This window comes from Mesorhizobium sp. CNPSo 4670 (assembly GCF_057784235.1).
In genome coordinates this window covers 119,378-137,367 of record NZ_JBWJFQ010000007.1, presented here as the reverse complement: position 1 = coordinate 137,367, position 17,990 = coordinate 119,378, and the positions used below count along the sequence as shown (strand labels likewise).

The following is a 17,990-nucleotide window of genomic DNA, read 5'->3' as shown; positions in this document are numbered from 1 at the left end:
ATGCTTCTTGGTATTACGCGCCCCTGGCGGCGGATGCGACCCGCGTCGGCGAAGACGACAGGCGCGGCACCACAACGAGGCGCTTGATTTTGCCCTTCTTGAAGGCGGCGAGGAAGCGCGCATAGTCCTTGAAGGCAACGCAACCGCTCGACTGGGCGTAGCGGCCCCGAAGCAGGTAGGTATGGGCCAGCAGGCCGTCGCGATTGTATTTGTTGCGGCCATCGACCGGTGTCAGGCGCAAAGCCTCCACACCATGAAAGCGCGACTCGCGCAGCGACAGATTGTAGGTGTTGGGCGGTGTCGGTCCGCGGTTCTTCTGATCGGCATAGCGCGGCTGGTCCGCCATGGCGCCAACGCCCGAATGCGCCTCGAGCCTCGAGCCGTCAGGCATGTAGACGGTCCCGGCGCTGATGTCGTAGACGGCGACGCCATTGCTGGCTCCGCTCCTGGAGCCCGGCGAGTTGAACAGGTTCTTGAATGCCTGGCCAAGGCCGCCGGAAGGTGTGTCGGGCTTGGCATAGGCCAGCACGTCGCCCTCGCCGGGCCTGCCTTGCCGCGCCGGCCTGGAGGGCTGGGCCTGTTGAACCATCTCACGGGCGGGCTTCTGCTGCTGGACGGGCTTCGACTGTTGCTGGATGGGCTTTGTCGACTGCTGTACGACCTTGGGCTGCTGCGGCGCGTCGAATTGCGGGCGCCGGGTCGGCAACGGCACGTCGTCGGTCAGCGCATCCGGCAGGGAAGCTGCATCGCCGGGCTGTGCCTGCTGGGTTTCGACAGGCGAAACCGCGACATCGGCCGAGGACTCGGTCATAGGCAGCGGCGAGGCGAACGCCTCGTCGTCGACCGGCAGCGACTGGACGAGGGCAAGCGCCAGCTGTGCGTTGTCTGGCGTCTGTGCGTCCGACTGGGCAAAGCCCATCGGCTGCGGCGCCGTCTGCACGACGACGGAGCCGGTATCCATCCGGGCGAAGCGTTCGGCCGCTGGAGCCGGCATGTCATCCGACAGGCTGGCCATGACCTTGACGGACGGGACCAGGGACGCTTCAGCAATTTGCGGCGCAACGGTGGAAATGACCGGGCGCGCGGATGCCTCGGCCGCGACGACAGGTTTTCCGGCGCCGGCAAAGGCAGCAGCGAGCTTGGCCGGCGACAGCGACGCCTCCATGCGCTCGAAACGCTCTTGCGATTTCGACTTTACAACCATCGGGGCTGGCTTTGCCTGCGCCACGAGGCGAGCGGATTTCTCAGCCTGCGGGTTTAACGCAGCCAGCTTGAAGCAACCCGCGCCGCATTGCACGGCATGGTCATGCAGCGCCTGCGCGCCGCCATTGGCATTAGCCAGCACGAACGGCGCCGAAGATGTCAGGAAACGCTGCTTCAGCGGATCGGCAAGGGCAAGCGCCCCCGGCATCGAAAGCGTCTGCGGCAGGCCGCCTGATGTCGCCGACAGCGAGGCGCCGACGGAACTCAGGCCAGCCATGGTACCGACCAGCCACAGGCAAATGGCCGCGCCGACACCGGGCACCGCGACCCAGCGGACGATCCGTTCAGGGTTGAAGGAAGAGGACCGTGGCGCGTCGCAGGCGGTCTCGCCGTCCCAACGCTCGTCCCCGCCAATTTTTTTACTCAAGAACGCCATGCACCAATCTTGCTCCAATCGGCTCCCACGTCCGCGGCTGTGATAGCCGCGACGACCATTCTGTGAGTGATCCCAGGTGGTCCCCGACGCGTTTGCCGCGCCTGTCGTTAGTTGCCGATTGCTTCAAAATATGGACAAAGTTGGTTAATCAATCCCTCTCAAAACCAAACGAGCGACGTGGACTTTTTGCCTCAAAAAGGCTTGTCCACCACCATCAACGCGGCATTGGAGCCCCTCCAATCCTGTTTTGCTGCCTGTTTTTGCCGCCCAAGTCAAGCAAAACAGCCTTTGCTAATTTACCAAAAAGGCCGTTCAGCGAGTCATGCGACAATGTCGCGCGCCATTGAGTGCTGCTGAACAGGCCGTAGGCACCGGCAAAACTGTTGCCCGCCTGCCACAAAATCATCGCCCGGACGGTCGCCCCTCGACGGCCATTGACTCGTTTTGGGAGGCAGTGCAATCGGATTGAAATGCTTGGGTTTGAGGTGGCAAAGGCCACTTTTGGAGGCTTTTTAATGAAGCGTCGGGACTTCTTGACGCTGTCGGCGGGGGCGGCGGCATTTTCCATTCTTCCGGGCGCCGCAAGGGCTGGCGTGCCGGTGCCGTATGATCGCAACGCCGAAGTGCCGGTGAATGACAAGAAGGCGTTCATCGAGTGGATGGTGGCCAATCGAGGCGAGGACCCGAAGTTGCTGGCCGAGCGCTTCGATCGCTTCCAGATCATGGTCTACAACAAGGACGTTCTGGACGACCGCAATAAGCGCGCCTTCCTGTTGACGCCGCGCGAGGAGTTCGTCCTGCCGCAGAATCTGGCGCGCGCCTATGATCACGCCTTCCTCGACATCGGCTATGGCGTGACCATTTCCGGCCCGCATCTGGTTGGACGCATGACGACGGCCATCGATGTCAAGCTCGGCGAATCCGTGCTCGAGATCGGCACCGGCTCCGGCTACCAGTCGGCCTATCTGGCCAACCTGACCGACAAGGTGCACACGATCGAGATCATCAATCCATTGGCGCAGCGCACCCGCCGCACCTATGACGCGCTGATCGAGCGCGGCTACAGCGAGTTCGGCTCGGTCACCAGCCGCAACGCCGATGGCTATTACGGCTGGGAAAGCGTTGGGGCGTTCGACAAGATCATCGTCACCTGCGGCATCGACCACATTCCGCCATCGCTGTTGCAGCAGCTCAAACCGAATGGCGTCATGGTCATCCCGGTCGGTCCGCCAGGCGCCCAGCATGTGCTCAAGGTGATCAAAGAGCAGCTCGCCGACGGCACGTTCAACATCGTCCGCTCGGACATCTATAATGGCAAGGTGGTGCCTTTCGTGCCCTTCACCAAGATGGAAGGCGACCAGATCGTCGGCACGCACAACAGCTGAGCTGGCCGCTTGGTAAGGCCTTGCTGAATCGCCAGATAAAAAGGCCCGCATGGCAGCCGTCGCACCGATCTCCCGACCAAGCATCGCCTCGCTGGAGGCGCCTGGTCTCGCGCATTACCTCGCAATCGGGCTGATTGCCGGCGCCATCATCGCGCTGCAGATATCGGTCATGCGGGTGTTCGCCGTCGGCAGCTGGTCGCATTTCGGTTCTCTCGTGGTCAGCCTCGCCATGCTTGGCTTCTCGCTGTCCAGCGTCGTCATCTTCGCCGGCAAGGACTGGTTCGACCGGCACTGGCAAGGGGCCGCCACAGCCGCACTGCTGCTGGTCGGCCCACTCGCCGTCGCCTCCAACATTGCTGCCCAGACGGTGCCGTTCAACGCCATCTTCCTGGTCTCCGATCCCGAGCAGAAATGGCGGCTGCTGGCCAATTTTCTGCTTTATCTCCTGCCGTTCCTGGCCGGCGCGTTCTTCCTCGGCATCGTCTTCCTGAAAAGCCGCACCGCCTTCAGTCGGGTCTATTTCGCCGACCTCACCGGCTCCGGGCTTGCCGGCCTCGTCGTGCTGGTGTCGATGTATCTATTCTCGCCGGAAACCATCATCATCGTGCCACTGCTGTTGTGGGCCGCCGGTTCGCTGCTGTGGTTCTTCGCCTTCGGCGCCTGGAAGCGTGTTGTCGCCGGCGCGGTTGTCGCGGCGCTGTCAATCGCCGGGTACCTGATGCTGCCCGGCCTGCTCGGCATACCCGACATTGCGGTGTCGCAGTACAAGGGCGTCGCCTATGCCCGCAACTTCCCGGACGGCAGGCGCATCTACCGCAGCGTCTCGCCGTTTGGCGACCTGCAGGTCTATGCCAGCTCCTACATGCATTTCGCGCCGGGCCTGAGCGACAATGCTGCCTTCGGCATGCCCGAAGTTCCGGCCAACACCTATGTCGGCATGTATCGCGACGGCGATGGGCCAGAAGGCATCATGCGCAATCTGGCGCCGGCCGAGCAGGTCTATTTCCGCTATCTGCCGATGCACTATCCCTATGTCATCAAGAACAAGCCGAAAACCTTCGTCGTGCAGTTCGGTGGCGGCATCTCCACCCAAGCCGCGCTCAACGCCGGGTCGACCTCGGTGACCGTCGCCGAGGGCAATCCGATGACATTGTGGGCGTTCCGCGACCCAGTGCTGAAGGATGTGACCGGCGACATCCTGGCCGAGCCGCGCCTCAAGGTGATCGACTATGACGGGCGTCTGTTCCTCGCCAACACCGGCGAGCGCTACGACGTCATTGACCTCAGCCTCGCCGACAGTGTCGGCCTGTCCAATCCGGGCGGCTTCGCCATCTCGGAGAAATACGCCTACACGCACGAGGCAATGCTGAGCTACATGCATGCGTTGGCCGATGGCGGCGTGCTGTCGGTGACCCTGTGGAACAAGGAAGAGCCGCCGAAATCGGTGCTGAAGCTCTATTCCACCATCGCCGAGGCGGCCCGGATGTTCGATCCGCAAGGTGCGGCCAACGATATCTTCGCCGTGTCGAGCTATCTCTCGACAACCACGGTGCTGTTCAAGCGCGGCGGCTTCAGCGCGGCGGAAATCAAGACGCTGCGCGACTACACCAAGTCGATGTCGTGGGAAGAGGTCTACTACCCCGGCATGCCTTACGACGGCTCGACGGCGCAGAAGATCCTCGACGACTATCGCGCCTCGATCTTTGGCAGCGGACAGGATGCGACGCTGACCCAACCCGCCGCCAATGCGACGGCGCCGGCCGACCCGACCGCTCCCAACGCAGCCTGCGACCCGACAGCGCCGGCCGATCCGACCCTCGATGCCTGCGCCGATACTGGCGGCGATGCCGGCCCCGACGTGCTGCCGGCCACCGCCCTGCAGCGCATGACCTGGCACGCGCTTTTGACCGGCGGCTGGACGAAGCTTGCCAGCGATTATGTCTTCGACGTGCGTCCGCTGAGCAACGACCAACCCTACTTCGCCGCTTACGTGAAGGTCGCAGACCTGCCGCTGACGCTGGACCGGCTCGACCTGTTCCAGGACGACTGGGGCTATCTGCTGATCTGGGCGACGCTCGGCATCGCCTGCATCACGGCCGCGTCACTGGTGGTGTTGCCGGTCATCTTCGGCTGGCGCATCGTGTTCTCGCGCTCGCGTGGCAAGCTCGGCACCATCCTTTATTTCGCTTGCCTGGGCCTCGGCTACATCATGGTCGAGGTCGGGCTGATCAGCCGCTTCACCGTGGCGCTCGCCAATCCGACCGTGTCGGCCTCGGTGCTGATCTCGTCGATGCTGGTGTTTTCCGGTCTCGGCAGCCTGTTTGCCGAGCGCATCTTCAACCGCGCCCGGACGCTGTTGCCTGTCGTGCTGCTGGCGATCTGCGTGCTGCTGCTGGCGTACGGCTTCTATCTGTCGCCGGTGCTCGACTGGATTGGTGCCTATCCCTATGCCGTCCGGCTACTGCTCTGCTTCCTCCTGGTATCGCCACCGGCCTTCCTGATGGGCATGCCGATGGCAACCGCCATGACCTGGCTGGCGCGGCTCGGCAAGGAGCATCTGTTCGTCTGGGCCTGGGGCATCAACGGCTGCTTTTCGGTGATTGGCTCGGCCGCCGTGCCGATCGTCGCCACAAGCTTCGGCCTCAGCGCGGTGCTGCAATGGGCGGCGATCGCCTATCTCGTCGCCATCCCGGCCTTCTTTGCCGTGCTGTTGCCGTCGAAGGCGCCAGCCATCCGGCTGGTGGCGGCCTGATGCCCGACCGGCGCGCCATCGTCGCCGGACTGCTGGCCGCGGCGGCGTTCCCGGCCGCGGGCGAGGGCGCGCGCTTGCGCAAGGCCATATCGGCCATCGTGCCGTTCAAGACATCGCCCTTTCCCTACCGGGGAAAGCTGCCCGATGGATCCGGGCCTTTTCTCGACGTGACATCAAACGGCCGGCGCGGGCACACCTCGCCGCGTGGCGGCGTCTATTGGGAAGACGAGACCTATTCCGACCGCAGCACGCTGCTGGCGGCGCCACGAGGGTTCGATCCGACCAGGCCGGCAGTCATCGTGGTGTTCTTCCACGGCAATGGCGCGACCTTGCAGCGCGATGTCGTCGGCCGCCAGAGGGTTATCGCGCAGGTCGAGGCCTCCGGCCTCAACGCCGTGCTGGTGGCGCCGCAGTTCGCCAGCAACGCGCAGGATTCGAGCGCCGGCAATTTCTGGACGCCCGGTCATTTTGAGAGATTTATGGCCGAGGCAGCGGAAGGCTTGGGCAAGTTGACCGGCGCCAAGGCGGCAAAATTCGATGCCATGCCTGTGGTGCTCGTCGCCTATAGCGGCGGCTACAATCCTGCAGCCTTCGTATTGGGGAATGGCGACATCGGCGATCGCCTGCTCGGCGTCATCCTGCTCGACGCCGTGTTCGACGAGGCCGACATTTTCGCCAACTGGGCCGCGCGCCACAGGAAGAGCTTCTTCGTCAGCGCCTATGGCCAATCCTCCGCCCCCGGCAATGCCGAGATCAGACAGTTGCTGGCAAGCCAGGGCATCGAGGCCAGTTCGGATCCGCCGCGCCGGCTCGAAGCCGGGACCGTCGCCTTGCTTGCCTCGGACGCCGCCCACGACAGTTTCGTTACGCGTGCTTTCGTCGCCAATCCATTGCAATGGTTGCTCGGCCGGCTGCACGGATTTGCGCGTTAGTTGAACCACAAGGCAAAGGTCAGGAACCCTGCGCCGCCGAACTGGCGCTGGATCTGGTCGAATTCCTCGCTGGTCAGGATCTTGCCGCTTTCGAGATAGGGCGCGATGGCCGGGCCGGTGATCGACAGCACCAGGTCGAAGGGTTTTGGCTCGTCGAAGAAGCGCTTCATGTTGATGCCCTTGCCGGTGATACGGAAATGCGGCAGCAGCAAGCGGCCTTCCAGGAGATCCTCGGCCATGGTCAAGGTGGCGAGCCAGGCCTGGACCTGCTCCTCGCCGACTTCGAGGCCGGTGAGATGGTTCTCGCCCTTCTGCTGCGGCCCGGGCAGCCATTCGCGGTCATTGTCGGTCTCGGCGCGGATCGCCTTCCAGTCCTCGCGCGACAGCCGGATCATTTCGAGCAGGTGGCGACGCGCCGCCTGCCGGCGCTCGGGTTCGACCACCGGCCAATTGACCAGATGCACCAGCGAAATGAAATCGGCGATGCGCCATTCCGACGAGAAGATGCTGCTGCCCATGTCGCTGCTCGGCGGCACGAGAATGTCCTGCAACGGCAGTTTGGCGCGCGGGAACAGCATATGGAATGAGCCGTCGAAGGTGCTCCTGAAATCATGCGCCAGCCAGAAATCGGCCTGCGCCATCAGGAATTCGGCGTAGCCCTGCAGCCAATAGCCGTCGGCGCGGTCGAAGCGGAAGGTGAGAACGGGTGCTGCTCCGTCCGACGCGCTGCCGCCGCGCGACAGCGAGGCCATGATGGCGGCCATGCTCTCATCCGGCGTGATCGCGCCGTCCTCGTTGAGGTCGATGCCGACATGGGTGAGATCGAGCACCATGCCGATATCGGCATCGGCCGGGACCGAGCCCAGCGTGGCGGCGGATTTCTCCAGCCGGTCGCGGAAGCCGACCAGAATGGCGCGGAACTGCTCATAGGTCAGCGGCTCTGGGTTGGGATTGTCCGGCACCGGCAGCCGCATCAATGGCAGCATGAAGGATTGCGGGCTTTCGAAACCATGGCGGTGCAGGCCACTGGCCAGCAGTTCCAGCGCGGTGAAGAACTCGCCGGCGCCCGCAGCGTAGGCTGACGCCGGATCTTTAGGCGCGGCGGCCTCAAGCGTTGCCAGGGCGGTGTCGCGCGCGGCCACGGTCTTGGCCTCGAATAAAGCGGTTGCCGCTTCGGGCATGGCCGCGCGCGCGGAAGACAAAGGCACAAGCAGAATGAAAGCGGATGCCAGCAGGCTTGCCATTCGTGTCATCTTTTCCTCCCATCCGTTGGTCGCGCCCGCGACCATACACATATTTGCGGCGCCGCGCCTGTCAGCGCCGAGGCGGCCAGCCGCCATCGTTGCACGATTGTCGACGGATGCGCTTCAACCCTCGAGCCCGACGGTCTACACAGGGCAAACGATTGGGCTTGGGCGTGTCGAACTATCCGCTTTCCTACAAACTGTCGTGGCTGCCGCGCTTTCTGAAGCCTTCGCTCGGCGGTGATGCCAATGGTTTCGCGCCGATGGCAGGGACGACGATGACACCGCCGCCGAAGCGGTCAGTGCGGCTCGCCTTCATCGGCGACATCTCGGCGGTGGCCAACCGCGGCGCGCCGGAGTGCGATCCGGCGATCAAGGCGTTGCTCGGCTCTGCCAACCTGGTGATCGGCAATTGCGAAAGCCCAATCGTTCACGGACCAAGTGCGGTGCTGGGGACAAAACTCGGCACGCACCATGCGATGAGCGAGCGCTTTCTGGTCGAAGCGCTGGCGGCCGTTGGCATCGCACACGAAAGGCTCGTGCTGTCGCTGGCCAACAATCATGTGCTCGACCAGGGCGTCGCCGGTTTCGACGCGACGGTGGCGGCGCTGGAGCGGCTCGGTATCCGCAGCATCGGCCTGGCTGCCGGCGGTCCCGTCCAGCGCTTCGCGGTCGGGCCGCTGAATTTCGGCTTCGCGGCCTTCACGCTGTGGCGCAACGCCGATGAAAACCTGTTCGCCGGCCGCGTGTCGTTGGAAAGCGATCCAGCGCACTGGCCGCGCGATGCCGTCGATCTTCTCTGCGCGGTGCCGCACTGGGACTGGGAGTTCCGGCATTTTCCGCGCGCCGAGACGCAGGCGCTGGCCAGGCGGCTGGCCGGGCAGGGCGTCGGGCTGATCGCCGGCCATCACGCCCATGTCGTACAACCGGTGGACCGGATCGACCAGACGATCGTCGCCTATGGGCTCGGCGATTTCCTCGGCACGGCCCTTGCCCGCCAGCCATGGCCGGGGCGGATTGGAGGAATATTCATCGTCGATGTCAGTACCGATGCCGGCACGCGCGGCACTGTTGCGTCTTACCATCTGCATCCCCTTGTGCGGCTGCGCGCCGGTGATCATGAGCGGCTGCTGCCGGTGGAAGGGTTGAAGGGGCGAGTGCGCGGCAAGGTGGAGGGTCGGCTGCGGGCGATTTTCCCTTCTCCCCCAGGCGAAGAAGGTGTCACCGCTTAACCGTCTGGCGGCACCCGCAAAACCGACTATCATGCGCCGGCAGAGGCAGGCTTGCGGGGGTGGCGATGGAAACAGCGGATTTCATGCCGAGCGAGGCGGTCACGGCCGGCATCCGGAAAGACATCGAGACCTATGAGGCGGCGAGGGCTTCGGCGGTCCGGCAGGTGCGATGGCGGGTGCCGCTGTTCGTCGGCGTTGTGCTGGTGTTCGTGGCGCTGGTCGCCTGGTTGTTCAACAAGGTCGCCGACCCCAACGAGCAATGGTTCTCGACACCACATGTGTTTCTCTATGGCATCGGCTTGGTGGCTTCGAGCGTACTCTACTTCCAGGCCATGAAACCGGAGACGCGGCTGCAGCAATCGTTCCGCGAGACGCTGCTGCCAATCATCTTCGGCTCCATTGCGGATATGAGTTACCAGCATGGAGGGAGGCCGAACTCTTTCGACCGGCTGCCACGCGAGGCGGTCGGCGCCTTCAACAAGCAGTCGTTCGACGATGTCGTTTCGGGCCGCTACGAAGAGTTTCCGTTCGAGCTTTACGAAGCAGAACTGCGAGTAGGGTCGGGCAAGGATTCATCGACAGTCTTCAAGGGTGTCATCGTCGCTTTCGAAGCGATCGAGCCGTTCCCGGGGGTATTGGTGGCGACGCGTCGGACCAATGCGGTCGTCGGCTTCTTCCGGGGCATGTTCGCCAGCAAGATGCAGGACTTGTCGTCCGGTGTGCCCGAACTCGATGCCGCCTATGAATTCCGCACCGACAACATCGAGGCTGCACGGCCGTTGGTGACCGGCCGGCTGGCGCAGGCGCTGAAATGGCTGGGCGAAACCTGGCCAGACGATCCGGCCCGCGTCGCGCTCAACGGCAGCGACGGTTTCCTGCTGCTGCCGCAGACGAAGAATTTCTTCGAGCTGCCGGCTATCTCGGTGCCGCTCGACTACACCAGGCATGTCGCGCCGATGATCGCGGACATGGGCGCCATGCTGGCGACGGCAGCACTAGTGCGCAAGATCGGCGCGAAGGACGAGATCGGCTGATCGCTGTCAGCAGTCGAAGCCGTACTTGTCGCGCATGTAATCCGCTTCTTCTTTCGACATTTTCTTGAACATCACACAGACAGTGAAGCTACCGACCTGGCGCCCGCCGCGCTTGTATCCCCAGTCGGAAATATCGTCCCTGGTGAATTCTATGTTCTGGCCGAGGACGACGCTCTGCACCTCTTCGGGCTGGTTCGCCAATATGCCGACAAAACCGGTCTCGGTGCGGCGGAACGGTATGACCCAGAAGTGTTCGGTGACATTCCCGTCCCGCACCTTGACCTTCAATTTGAACCGATCCGTGCCGGAGGGAGGAGCCTCGGACAAAGCCAGGAATTCATCCAGGCTGGCGAGTGCCTTCGCAGTCGCTGCCGCCATTTCGGGATCGCCGGGAGTAAAGATAACCGTCTTGTCGTCGTCCGGATCCATGCCTTGTGCGCCGGCCCAATCCCGGAGCAAACGCCAGCATCAGGGATATCATGGTCCGGACTGCAAGCTTCATGGAAGGCCCCCTTCATCGCGACGGTCGACACCATCCTGCATCCATTCCCGGATTGCAACCGGAGCGCGAGTTTCATCCGCTTTAGGAGGCGGTTTGAACTGATCCTTGAAACAAAATTTGTACCGATGACCGGTCAGCAGTCTGTTTCGTGATGCCGCCCGAGGTGGATTGCGGCTGCAGCGTGGTGATCGAAAGCTTCCCGCCACAATCAGCCAAGTGACTCTTTTCGTGGAAAGAAGTGCACTTGTCGGGGGGAGACTAAGCGGCCAGAAGCTGCATCGACGGCAGGCAATGTGTCGGAATTAAGCCTATGATATTGTTTGCGAAAATTCACCCAACGTGATTTGCGGAGGAGGAGCTTTCCGTTTCAGTTTCAGGCCGTTCGGTGCTGTCGTTGCTTAAGACGGCAGCCCGGAAAACCGAAACAGCACGGAGTGCTTACCGATGAAGAAGACCCTCGCAACCACCGCCGCCCTGCTCGCCTTCCTCGGCACGGCCTATGCCGCGACCGTTCAGGGCACCATCCAGTCGGTCGATCCGACGACCAAGTCGATCACTCTCGACGACGGCAAGATCTACCAGCTGTCGCCGGAAGCGGCGGTCGGCAAACTGAAGGTCGGCGCCAAGGTGGCGGTGACGGTCGATGACAAGACCGGCATGGTGACGTCGATCAAGAAGTCTTCGTAAGTCCAATCTCTGATGGGTAGGGCGCTGTCCCTCATCGCCGGGCAGGCGGATGAGGGGCAGCGCAACTCTTGATGCCGTAACAAAGCCACGGCTCCGCCATGTACTGCTATGGTTTTTGCCAAAGCGCCGCGCTATCCCTTGGCCAACGGGGGGATATCCATGGCCGAGGAACAACAAGGGTTTCGCCTGTCGCGGCGATTGCTGCTGGGTGCGGCTGTCTTCGGCGGCGCGGTGCTGTGGGGCGGCACCACGGTGGCGCGGCTGGCGCGAGGGCCTTCGGGACCGAAGAACGCCGGACGGATCGCCGACGTCGATGGCATCGCACTGCCGCTGAAGCCGATTGCCAGCCCGCCGGCCTTCGATCCTTCGCTGCCCTGGTCGGCAAAAGGCGGCGACATCAACGATGCCAGCGGCCTGTCGAAGACGCCGGTCTATGGCGTGGTCGAGGTCAGCGAGGAAGACCACATCGCCAAGGCGCTGGCCTTCGCGCGCGCCAACGGGCTGAAAGTCTCGTTGGCGGCCATCCGCCACTCAATGGGTGGGCACGCCTTCGACGACAACGCGCTGGTGCTCGACCTCAGAAAGTTCAACAAGGTCACCGTGGATGCCTCGGCGAAGACCATGACCCTGCAGCCGGGCGCGCGCTGGCATGACATCCAGAACCTTTTGCATCCGCGCTTCGCGGTGAAGGCGATGCAGTCGACCGACATCTTCTCGGTCGGCGGCTCGCTGTCGGTCAACGCGCATGGCATGGACCATCAGGCAGGTTCAGTTGCCGGCTCGATCCGCTCAATGCGGGTGATGCTGGCCGATGGTTCGGTGACAACCTGCTCGCCGACCGAAAACATCGAACTGTTCCGCCACGTCGTCGGCGGCTACGGCCTGTTCGGCGTGGTGCTGGAGGCGACGCTCGATATCGTCGACAACACGGTCTACCGCACCTCGCGCGAGATCATCAAATCGGACGATTTCCCGAAATTCTTCGCCGACGTGCTGGAACCGAACAAGGAGATCGGCCTGTTCTATGGCCATTTGTCGACGGCGCCGGGCAATTTCCTCGAGGACATGATCGTCTACCGCTATGACAAGGTGGCCGACCAGCCGCCGGCCGACCAGCCAGAGATCGGCGAGCCGGGTTCGGTGGGGCTGAAGCGGGTGCTCATCAATCTGGCGAAATGGGGCAGCCTGTTCCAGGAGTTGAAGTGGTTCACCGAAAAGACACTGGAACCGAAATTCGAAAGCTGCACGGTGGCGCGCACCTCAGCCATGGCCGAAGGCGAGGCCTGTCTCGTCACCCGCAACAACCCGATGCATGATTCGGTGCCCTATCTGTTCAACGACCTGATGGATGAGACCGACATCCTGCACGAATATTTTATTCCGCGCGCCGCCTATGTCGAGTTCATCGCCGAAGCGCGCGAAATCCTGCGCAACCAGAAGCTGCCGGTGCTCAATGCCTCGGTGCGCATCGTCCACAAGGAGGATATCGCGCTGACCTATGCGCCGGAGCCGGCCTATTCGCTGGTGCTCTACATCAACCAGCCGACCGATGCCGACGGCAATGCGAAAATGCGGGCGCTGACGCGGGCGCTGATCGACGTGACGATCAAGCATGGCGGTCGGTTCTTCCTGCCCTACCAGCTGCACTACACGGCCAGGGAATTGCTGGCGTCCTATCCAGAATTGCCGGCCTTCCTGGCGAAGAAGCGGCAATATGACCCGACGGAACTGTTTTCCTCGACCTTCTACCGTGCCATCAAGGCCTTGAGCGGGATGGTGTAGAGCGCGTCGCGTCGACACGGAATCCGGCGACGCGCTTTACTCATTTGTTGATTGCATGTCGTTGCCCCAAAACCGGGGCCACTTTTGGGCGACATGCAAATGTCAGGAGAACAACCAATGCGGATGGTATCAGCGGCGGCACTCACCCTCATCGCGCTGTGCGCTGGACCGGTCCAAGCCGAGGATCTCAAGGCTTTCAAGCTGACGATCGACGGCGTGACGGTCGATATCGATCCCGGCGAAAGCACAGATGTGACGCTGCCCGGCGGCAAACAGAGCAAGGTGACGCTCGAGCGCAACGACTTCGCCACCTTTTCCGGTGGCAGTTTCTCCTTCGTCCATCCGAGCGACATCTCGGTGACCAAAACCGATCTCGGCGAGAACATCACGCAGTATCTGATGGCGTCGGCGCTGGGCACGATCGTCGTCGTGCAGGAATACGGCGAGATGAATCCGGTGTCGCTCAACCAGTTGATGCTGCAGGAGATGACCAAGGAATCGGTGCAGGCCGGTGCGACGCTGACGCAGGAGCCGACGACGCGCAAGCTCGCCGACGGCAAGGAACTGACCGGCATTCTCGCCAAGGTGAAGACACGCACCGACACCGCCGATTTCGAGATCGTCGGCTTCGGCCACGCCGATCAGGGGCTGCTGTTCATCACCCGCGTTGCCCGCGAGGATGCGGCCACCGAAAAGCCGCTGATCGACAAGTTCTGGCAGAGCCTGAAGGTCAAGCTGTAAGGGCGTTGTTTCGACGCAATTCCCTAATGGAAAGCGCTACGCGCTTTCCCGGGAAGACCGCTTCACACTTGCCCTCGAATTGCGCTACAGGCCCTTCGGTACCAGTCCGGCCAGCCAGTTAGCCGACCGCTTCGCCGCATCGGCGGTCGCCGACACGGCGCGGCCAAGATCGGTCTTGACCACGGCGTAGCCGTTCTTCGTGCGATAGAGCACGCCGGTTCCGCCATCGACCACTTGTTCATAGGCGACGGGCCGGGCGGCCTCCGCTTCCACGGCCGTCGTCGGCGACCCGACCGGGACGCTCGGTCGGCGGCTCAATTCCGGCGGCAGCGGGCTTTCGGTTTCAACGACCCTGCTGGCGGGCTTCAGCTCCGGGCGCGACGCGGTCGCGGCCAGTTGCGAGGAGGACGACGAACCCTTGGCGCGGCAGATGCCGGAGATGAGCGGATAGTTGAAATTGCGCTCGTGCAGCATCTGGCTCTTCATCGCCGCTTCGCATTCGGCAATCGTCGACCACTTGGCCGGCGTCTCGCCAATATACTCGCAAAGCTTGGCGTCGCAGTCGCAGCCGACAATGGTCATGGCGACAAGGGCGGTCTTGATCACGGTCTTGTCCCTTCGAGATGCCCCCCGGCAGCCCATTTCGTTGCATATCGCGGTCCCAAACCCGGTTTCCGCTTTTGGACGACGTGCAACAATCCATCGCCCGCGAACAAGGCGGGATTTGGCCGCGATTGTGGAATGAGCGTGGCGGAGCGCCGAACCGTCGATCTATCGAGTGGCCGGCAAGATTCGTTTGAGGAAATTCGCGATCAGCCGCACCACGTCGTGCGGGCGTTCGACCTGCGGGATGTGGTTGACGCCATCGAGAACCGCCAGTTCGGCGTGCGGAAAAAACGCGGCAATCTCTTCACCCTGTGCCAGGGGCGTGGTCGTATCGTCTCGCCCCCAGATGACGAGGACGGGCGGCGTGAAGGTGCGATAGTTCGCGGGGTTGGCGGCAAGGGATTTTCGTTCGTCGTTGAACAGGCCGCTGAACAGCCAATGGCCGACCGCATCGGTGGTGCCTTCGACATTGAGGGGCCGCGCGTAGATCGCGATGCGTTCAGCCGTGACCACGTCGTCGTTCTCAATGAAAGAGCGCAGACCCGGTCCGACCATGAGCGGGTTGGTGAAGGTCGAGGCAGTGAGCAGTTCGCGAGGCCATCGCAGGTTCAGGACAGCGGCAAATGGCATTGTCGGCGCATCGGTCCGGCCGAGGCCAAGTGCGACGTCGAGCAGGATCAGAGCGTCGATGCGATCCGGAGCCTCGAAGGCGGCTTCGATCACGCCACCGCCGCCATAGGAATGGACGCCGACGCTGAAATGGCGGAGGCCGAGCGCGTCGGCGAAACCGAGGACGCGTTTTGCGTGGGCAGCGCGCGAATAGTCCTGGTCGGCCGGTCTTTGCGAATAGCCAAAGGGAGGCATGTCGGGCGCTATGACGCGAAAGCCCTGTTCTCCCAATGGCGCGGCGATATCGCGGTAGGTCTCGGCCCAGGAGGCCGTGCCGTGGAACAGCAGCAGCGGCGGCCCGTCCTGCGGTCCCCAAACCTGGTAGTGGATCTTCAGGCCATCGACGGTGGCAAACAGCGCTCCCCTCGGAGCTGCCTCCTCGGGTGACAGGTTCTCTCGCAGCGCCGCCGCGCCGCGAAAGCCGACAAGCACGACCACAATGAGCGCGACCAGCGTGAGCGTAAGCCAGCCGACGATGCGGATCAGTCTGCGCATTGCCCGGCTATCGTCTCAATAGTCATAGACATGTTCAAGCCTGGCGCCTGACTTGATCAGAGCCGGCAGCACAAGATGCAGCTTGCGCACGGCGACGGTCAGCCCTGTGCGGCGCGTCGACGGGTCAGCCGGTAGCGGATAGCTGAACAGGATGCGGATGCCTTCGGGCACAGCGATGGAGTCCGTCGAAAGCACGGTGACCATGATCTCGTCACTGCCGCCGATTTCGACGAAGGAGACGCCCTTGTCGATCAGGCGCGGAATCATCTCGGTAAAGACCTGGTAGCGCTTGGTGACGAAGACAGCGCCGTCGGCGCCGTAGTCGCGCTCCAGCAAGGTATCGGGCTCGTTGCGCGTCGCTTCTCCGACCGGCCCTTTGGCCCAGACATGGATGTCGAGGAAGGCTGGTGGGGATGTGGCTGCGAGTGCCTGCTTGATCAGGTCGGCGTAGGCCTGCTTGATGGTGTCGGCAAGGCCGAAGGCAAGCTTGCGCTCGCTGGTGCGGATGGAACTGTCGCCTGGCGCCGGCTGCACGGCAAACAGGCCGGCGCGCTTCTCGCTATAGGGAAATTGATACCAAGGCACCTGGTGGAGGAAAGCGGCATAGTCGGCAGCCACCTTGGCCTGATAGATGTCGGCGGCGGTGCGCTTGCCGGCGGTCGCCTCGGTGACGCGACCGACCGTGTTCTCATAGACCCATTGCAGGATATGTTCGATGCTGTGGCTGGTGCCGATGATGACCAGCATCTGGTGGTTGGCGAAGTTGAAATTGTAGGCAGAGCTGGCGCGGATCACCATGGCGTAGTCCTGCCAGAAGCGACCGACGTAGGACCAATAGGGAAAGCCGCTCGGCTGGTTCTTGTCAACGAAGCCGGCATATTCGCGGGCGGCGTAGACGATCGCCCATTCCGGGTAGGTGAGGAAGGTCGATTCCTCCGGCCGCTGATAGCCGGGGATTTCGGCGCGAACCTTGTCGGCCAGCGCCTTGGGCGGCGCGCCGTCGGCAATGCCGGGCAGCGGCGCCTTGTCGAGTGACGACGTCGTCAGGAAGCCATAGCTCAGCCCGACGATCGGGATCAGGACGATGATGACGATCAGCCACAGGATCGTCTTGATGATGCGCTTCAGCCAGCGAAACAGGAACATGGCCGGATCAGGCCGTGGCGAAGTGGTCGTGTATGCGCTTCGACAGCCAGAAGCCGACATAGACGGCGAAGCCGCCAATGACGATGTGCGGCAGGTTGGCGAAGAAGCGGGCCGGGAATTCGATATCGTTGAGGGAGCGGAAGCCGTTGATGAAGATGCCGGCATCGAGGCAGCCCGAACCGGTGATCAGGCCAAGCACGCCGTCGAACAGATAGACCGAGCCGAACAGCTTGAAATAGAACACCGCCTGGCGGTGTGAGATGAAGGCGGCGGCCAGCGCCCAGACGCCGGAGAAGGCGTGCAGCAGGTCGTCGTACCATTGCAGCGAGAACAGGCCGAACAGATTGCCGTTGGCATCGTTGAACGCCGGTATGTAGCCGATGGCGACGACGCCGAAGAACAGGAACGCATAGGCAACGGCAAGCTTCTGGATCAACGTCATGAAGTATCCCCCTTCAGGGAGCCATTCGCTAACGCTAACTCTGCCGGACGCCTGACGCAGTTTTCTGCACTTCCGATGCTCACGGACCCATATGTCCGCTGCGCTTCGGTTCTCGAAACCCACGCCGTACGCCTCTGCAGAGCGCGTTATCAAACGGACTCCGACGACGCCGAACGTTAGCTGATTTCAGCGCCGGTTGCAGTCATATCCGGAAACAGCGTAAAAATTGTAGGGGATAGCCAAAAACAACAGTCGGCGCCGGGATCTCTCCCAGCGCCTCCCTGTCAGATCAGGACACGGTCGCGGCAGCAACTTCCGTAAAGTCGTTGCGCCATGCCGGCCTTGATTTTGACGGTCCTGCCAGCCCGCCACCCGAGAGCAGCGCCCGTTCGGGACCACGCCGGTCTCCGCCCTTGCGGGCTTTGCCCTGCGCACCATCGAAGGTTTTTGCCGTCCTTCATGGCAGCATCGGTCCGCCGTCGGCGTTGGCACGCTTTCCGCGGCCCCGTAGGTCTCGGCATCCGTCCCTCCAGCAGGCAAGCCTGCTCTCGCTCAGGGCCGTACGGGCCTCAGGAAATCCGCCTTTCACTTCGCCTTTCGGCTGGGCGATCGGTAGCCGCCTGAGATGGGTTCAATGTACGCCGGGTAAGTGGTCGGCGACACTGCGGCAGGCCTGTGGATAGCGGGATTATCGGGGATCAA

At 63.0% G+C, this 17,990-nt stretch carries 16 protein-coding genes; 8 read left to right on the top strand and 8 right to left on the bottom strand.

The window, feature by feature from the left end:
- Positions 1-13: 13 nt before the first annotated feature.
- Together AC0ZT5_RS14440 and AC0ZT5_RS14435 are read right to left on the bottom strand one after the other, a co-directional pair.
- Complete coding sequence (locus AC0ZT5_RS14440; RefSeq protein WP_488496982.1) at positions 14-1,639, bottom strand: DUF2778 domain-containing protein; 1,626 nt, start codon at positions 1,637-1,639, stop codon at positions 14-16.
- A 214-nt stretch (positions 1,640-1,853) separates the two neighbouring features.
- A complete protein-coding gene (locus AC0ZT5_RS14435; protein WP_488496981.1) occupies positions 1,854-2,045 on the bottom strand; it encodes a hypothetical protein in 192 nt (63 codons plus the stop codon).
- Between the two features lie 109 nt (positions 2,046-2,154).
- Here AC0ZT5_RS14435 and AC0ZT5_RS14430 point away from each other — a divergent pair, with 109 nt between their 5' ends.
- The 3 genes from AC0ZT5_RS14430 to AC0ZT5_RS14420 are packed head-to-tail and all read left to right on the top strand — an operon-like array spanning position 2,155 to position 6,708.
- Positions 2,155-3,024 (top strand): protein-L-isoaspartate O-methyltransferase family protein, encoded by an 870-nt coding sequence (locus tag AC0ZT5_RS14430; RefSeq protein WP_095091705.1) that lies wholly within the window; start codon positions 2,155-2,157, stop codon positions 3,022-3,024.
- A 49-nt stretch (positions 3,025-3,073) separates the two neighbouring features.
- Entirely contained in the window at positions 3,074-5,776 is a 2,703-nt protein-coding gene (locus tag AC0ZT5_RS14425) for a hypothetical protein (RefSeq protein ID WP_488496980.1), read from the top strand.
- Positions 5,776-6,708 carry a hypothetical protein gene (locus AC0ZT5_RS14420; RefSeq protein ID WP_488496979.1) on the top strand — a complete coding sequence of 311 codons (933 nt, stop codon included), beginning with the start codon at positions 5,776-5,778 and terminating at the stop codon, positions 6,706-6,708. The genes AC0ZT5_RS14425 and AC0ZT5_RS14420 overlap by 1 nt, the downstream gene beginning before the upstream one ends.
- On the opposite strand, the gene AC0ZT5_RS14415 is transcribed toward AC0ZT5_RS14420, so the two are convergent.
- Positions 6,705-7,961, bottom strand: a complete 1,257-nt coding sequence (locus AC0ZT5_RS14415) for a hypothetical protein (protein ID WP_488496978.1) — start codon at positions 7,959-7,961, stop codon at positions 6,705-6,707. The genes AC0ZT5_RS14420 and AC0ZT5_RS14415 overlap by 4 nt on opposite strands.
- A gap of 164 nt (positions 7,962-8,125) precedes the next feature.
- On the opposite strand from AC0ZT5_RS14415, the gene AC0ZT5_RS14410 reads away from it, so the two are divergent.
- Both AC0ZT5_RS14410 and AC0ZT5_RS14405 read left to right on the top strand, forming a co-directional pair.
- Positions 8,126-9,184, top strand: a complete 1,059-nt coding sequence (locus tag AC0ZT5_RS14410; RefSeq protein ID WP_488496977.1) for a CapA family protein — start codon at positions 8,126-8,128, stop codon at positions 9,182-9,184.
- 65 nt (positions 9,185-9,249) lie between these two features.
- Positions 9,250-10,218 carry a hypothetical protein gene (locus tag AC0ZT5_RS14405; RefSeq protein WP_488496976.1) on the top strand — a complete coding sequence of 323 codons (969 nt, stop codon included), beginning with the start codon at positions 9,250-9,252 and terminating at the stop codon, positions 10,216-10,218.
- 6 nt (positions 10,219-10,224) lie between these two features.
- On the opposite strand, the gene AC0ZT5_RS14400 is transcribed toward AC0ZT5_RS14405, so the two are convergent.
- Entirely contained in the window at positions 10,225-10,647 is a 423-nt protein-coding gene (locus AC0ZT5_RS14400; protein WP_488496975.1) for a YegJ family protein, read from the bottom strand.
- A 517-nt stretch (positions 10,648-11,164) separates the two neighbouring features.
- Here AC0ZT5_RS14400 and AC0ZT5_RS14395 point away from each other — a divergent pair.
- The 3 genes from AC0ZT5_RS14395 to AC0ZT5_RS14385 all read left to right on the top strand — a co-directional run bounded on the left by AC0ZT5_RS14395 (position 11,165) and on the right by AC0ZT5_RS14385 (position 13,930).
- Positions 11,165-11,407: a DUF1344 domain-containing protein gene (locus tag AC0ZT5_RS14395; protein ID WP_095090895.1), complete on the top strand. Its 243-nt coding sequence runs from the start codon at positions 11,165-11,167 to the stop codon at positions 11,405-11,407.
- Between the two features lie 159 nt (positions 11,408-11,566).
- Complete coding sequence (locus AC0ZT5_RS14390) at positions 11,567-13,189, top strand: FAD-binding oxidoreductase (protein WP_488496974.1); 1,623 nt, start codon at positions 11,567-11,569, stop codon at positions 13,187-13,189.
- Positions 13,190-13,306: 117 nt separating this feature from the next.
- Positions 13,307-13,930: a hypothetical protein gene (locus tag AC0ZT5_RS14385; protein ID WP_488496973.1), complete on the top strand. Its 624-nt coding sequence runs from the start codon at positions 13,307-13,309 to the stop codon at positions 13,928-13,930.
- Between the two features lie 84 nt (positions 13,931-14,014).
- Here the strand turns inward: AC0ZT5_RS14385 and AC0ZT5_RS14380 are convergent, their stop codons facing one another.
- From AC0ZT5_RS14380 to AC0ZT5_RS14365, 4 genes are all read right to left on the bottom strand, one after another.
- Complete coding sequence (locus AC0ZT5_RS14380) at positions 14,015-14,536, bottom strand: hypothetical protein (RefSeq protein ID WP_488496972.1); 522 nt, start codon at positions 14,534-14,536, stop codon at positions 14,015-14,017.
- A gap of 165 nt (positions 14,537-14,701) precedes the next feature.
- Positions 14,702-15,700, bottom strand: a complete 999-nt coding sequence (locus tag AC0ZT5_RS14375) for an alpha/beta fold hydrolase (RefSeq protein WP_488496971.1) — start codon at positions 15,698-15,700, stop codon at positions 14,702-14,704.
- Between the two features lie 15 nt (positions 15,701-15,715).
- Positions 15,716-16,846, bottom strand: a complete 1,131-nt coding sequence (locus tag AC0ZT5_RS14370) for a hypothetical protein (protein ID WP_488496970.1) — start codon at positions 16,844-16,846, stop codon at positions 15,716-15,718.
- A gap of 7 nt (positions 16,847-16,853) precedes the next feature.
- Positions 16,854-17,288 (bottom strand): DUF4383 domain-containing protein, encoded by a 435-nt coding sequence (locus AC0ZT5_RS14365; RefSeq protein WP_095090901.1) that lies wholly within the window; start codon positions 17,286-17,288, stop codon positions 16,854-16,856.
- Positions 17,289-17,990: the final 702 nt, after the last annotated feature.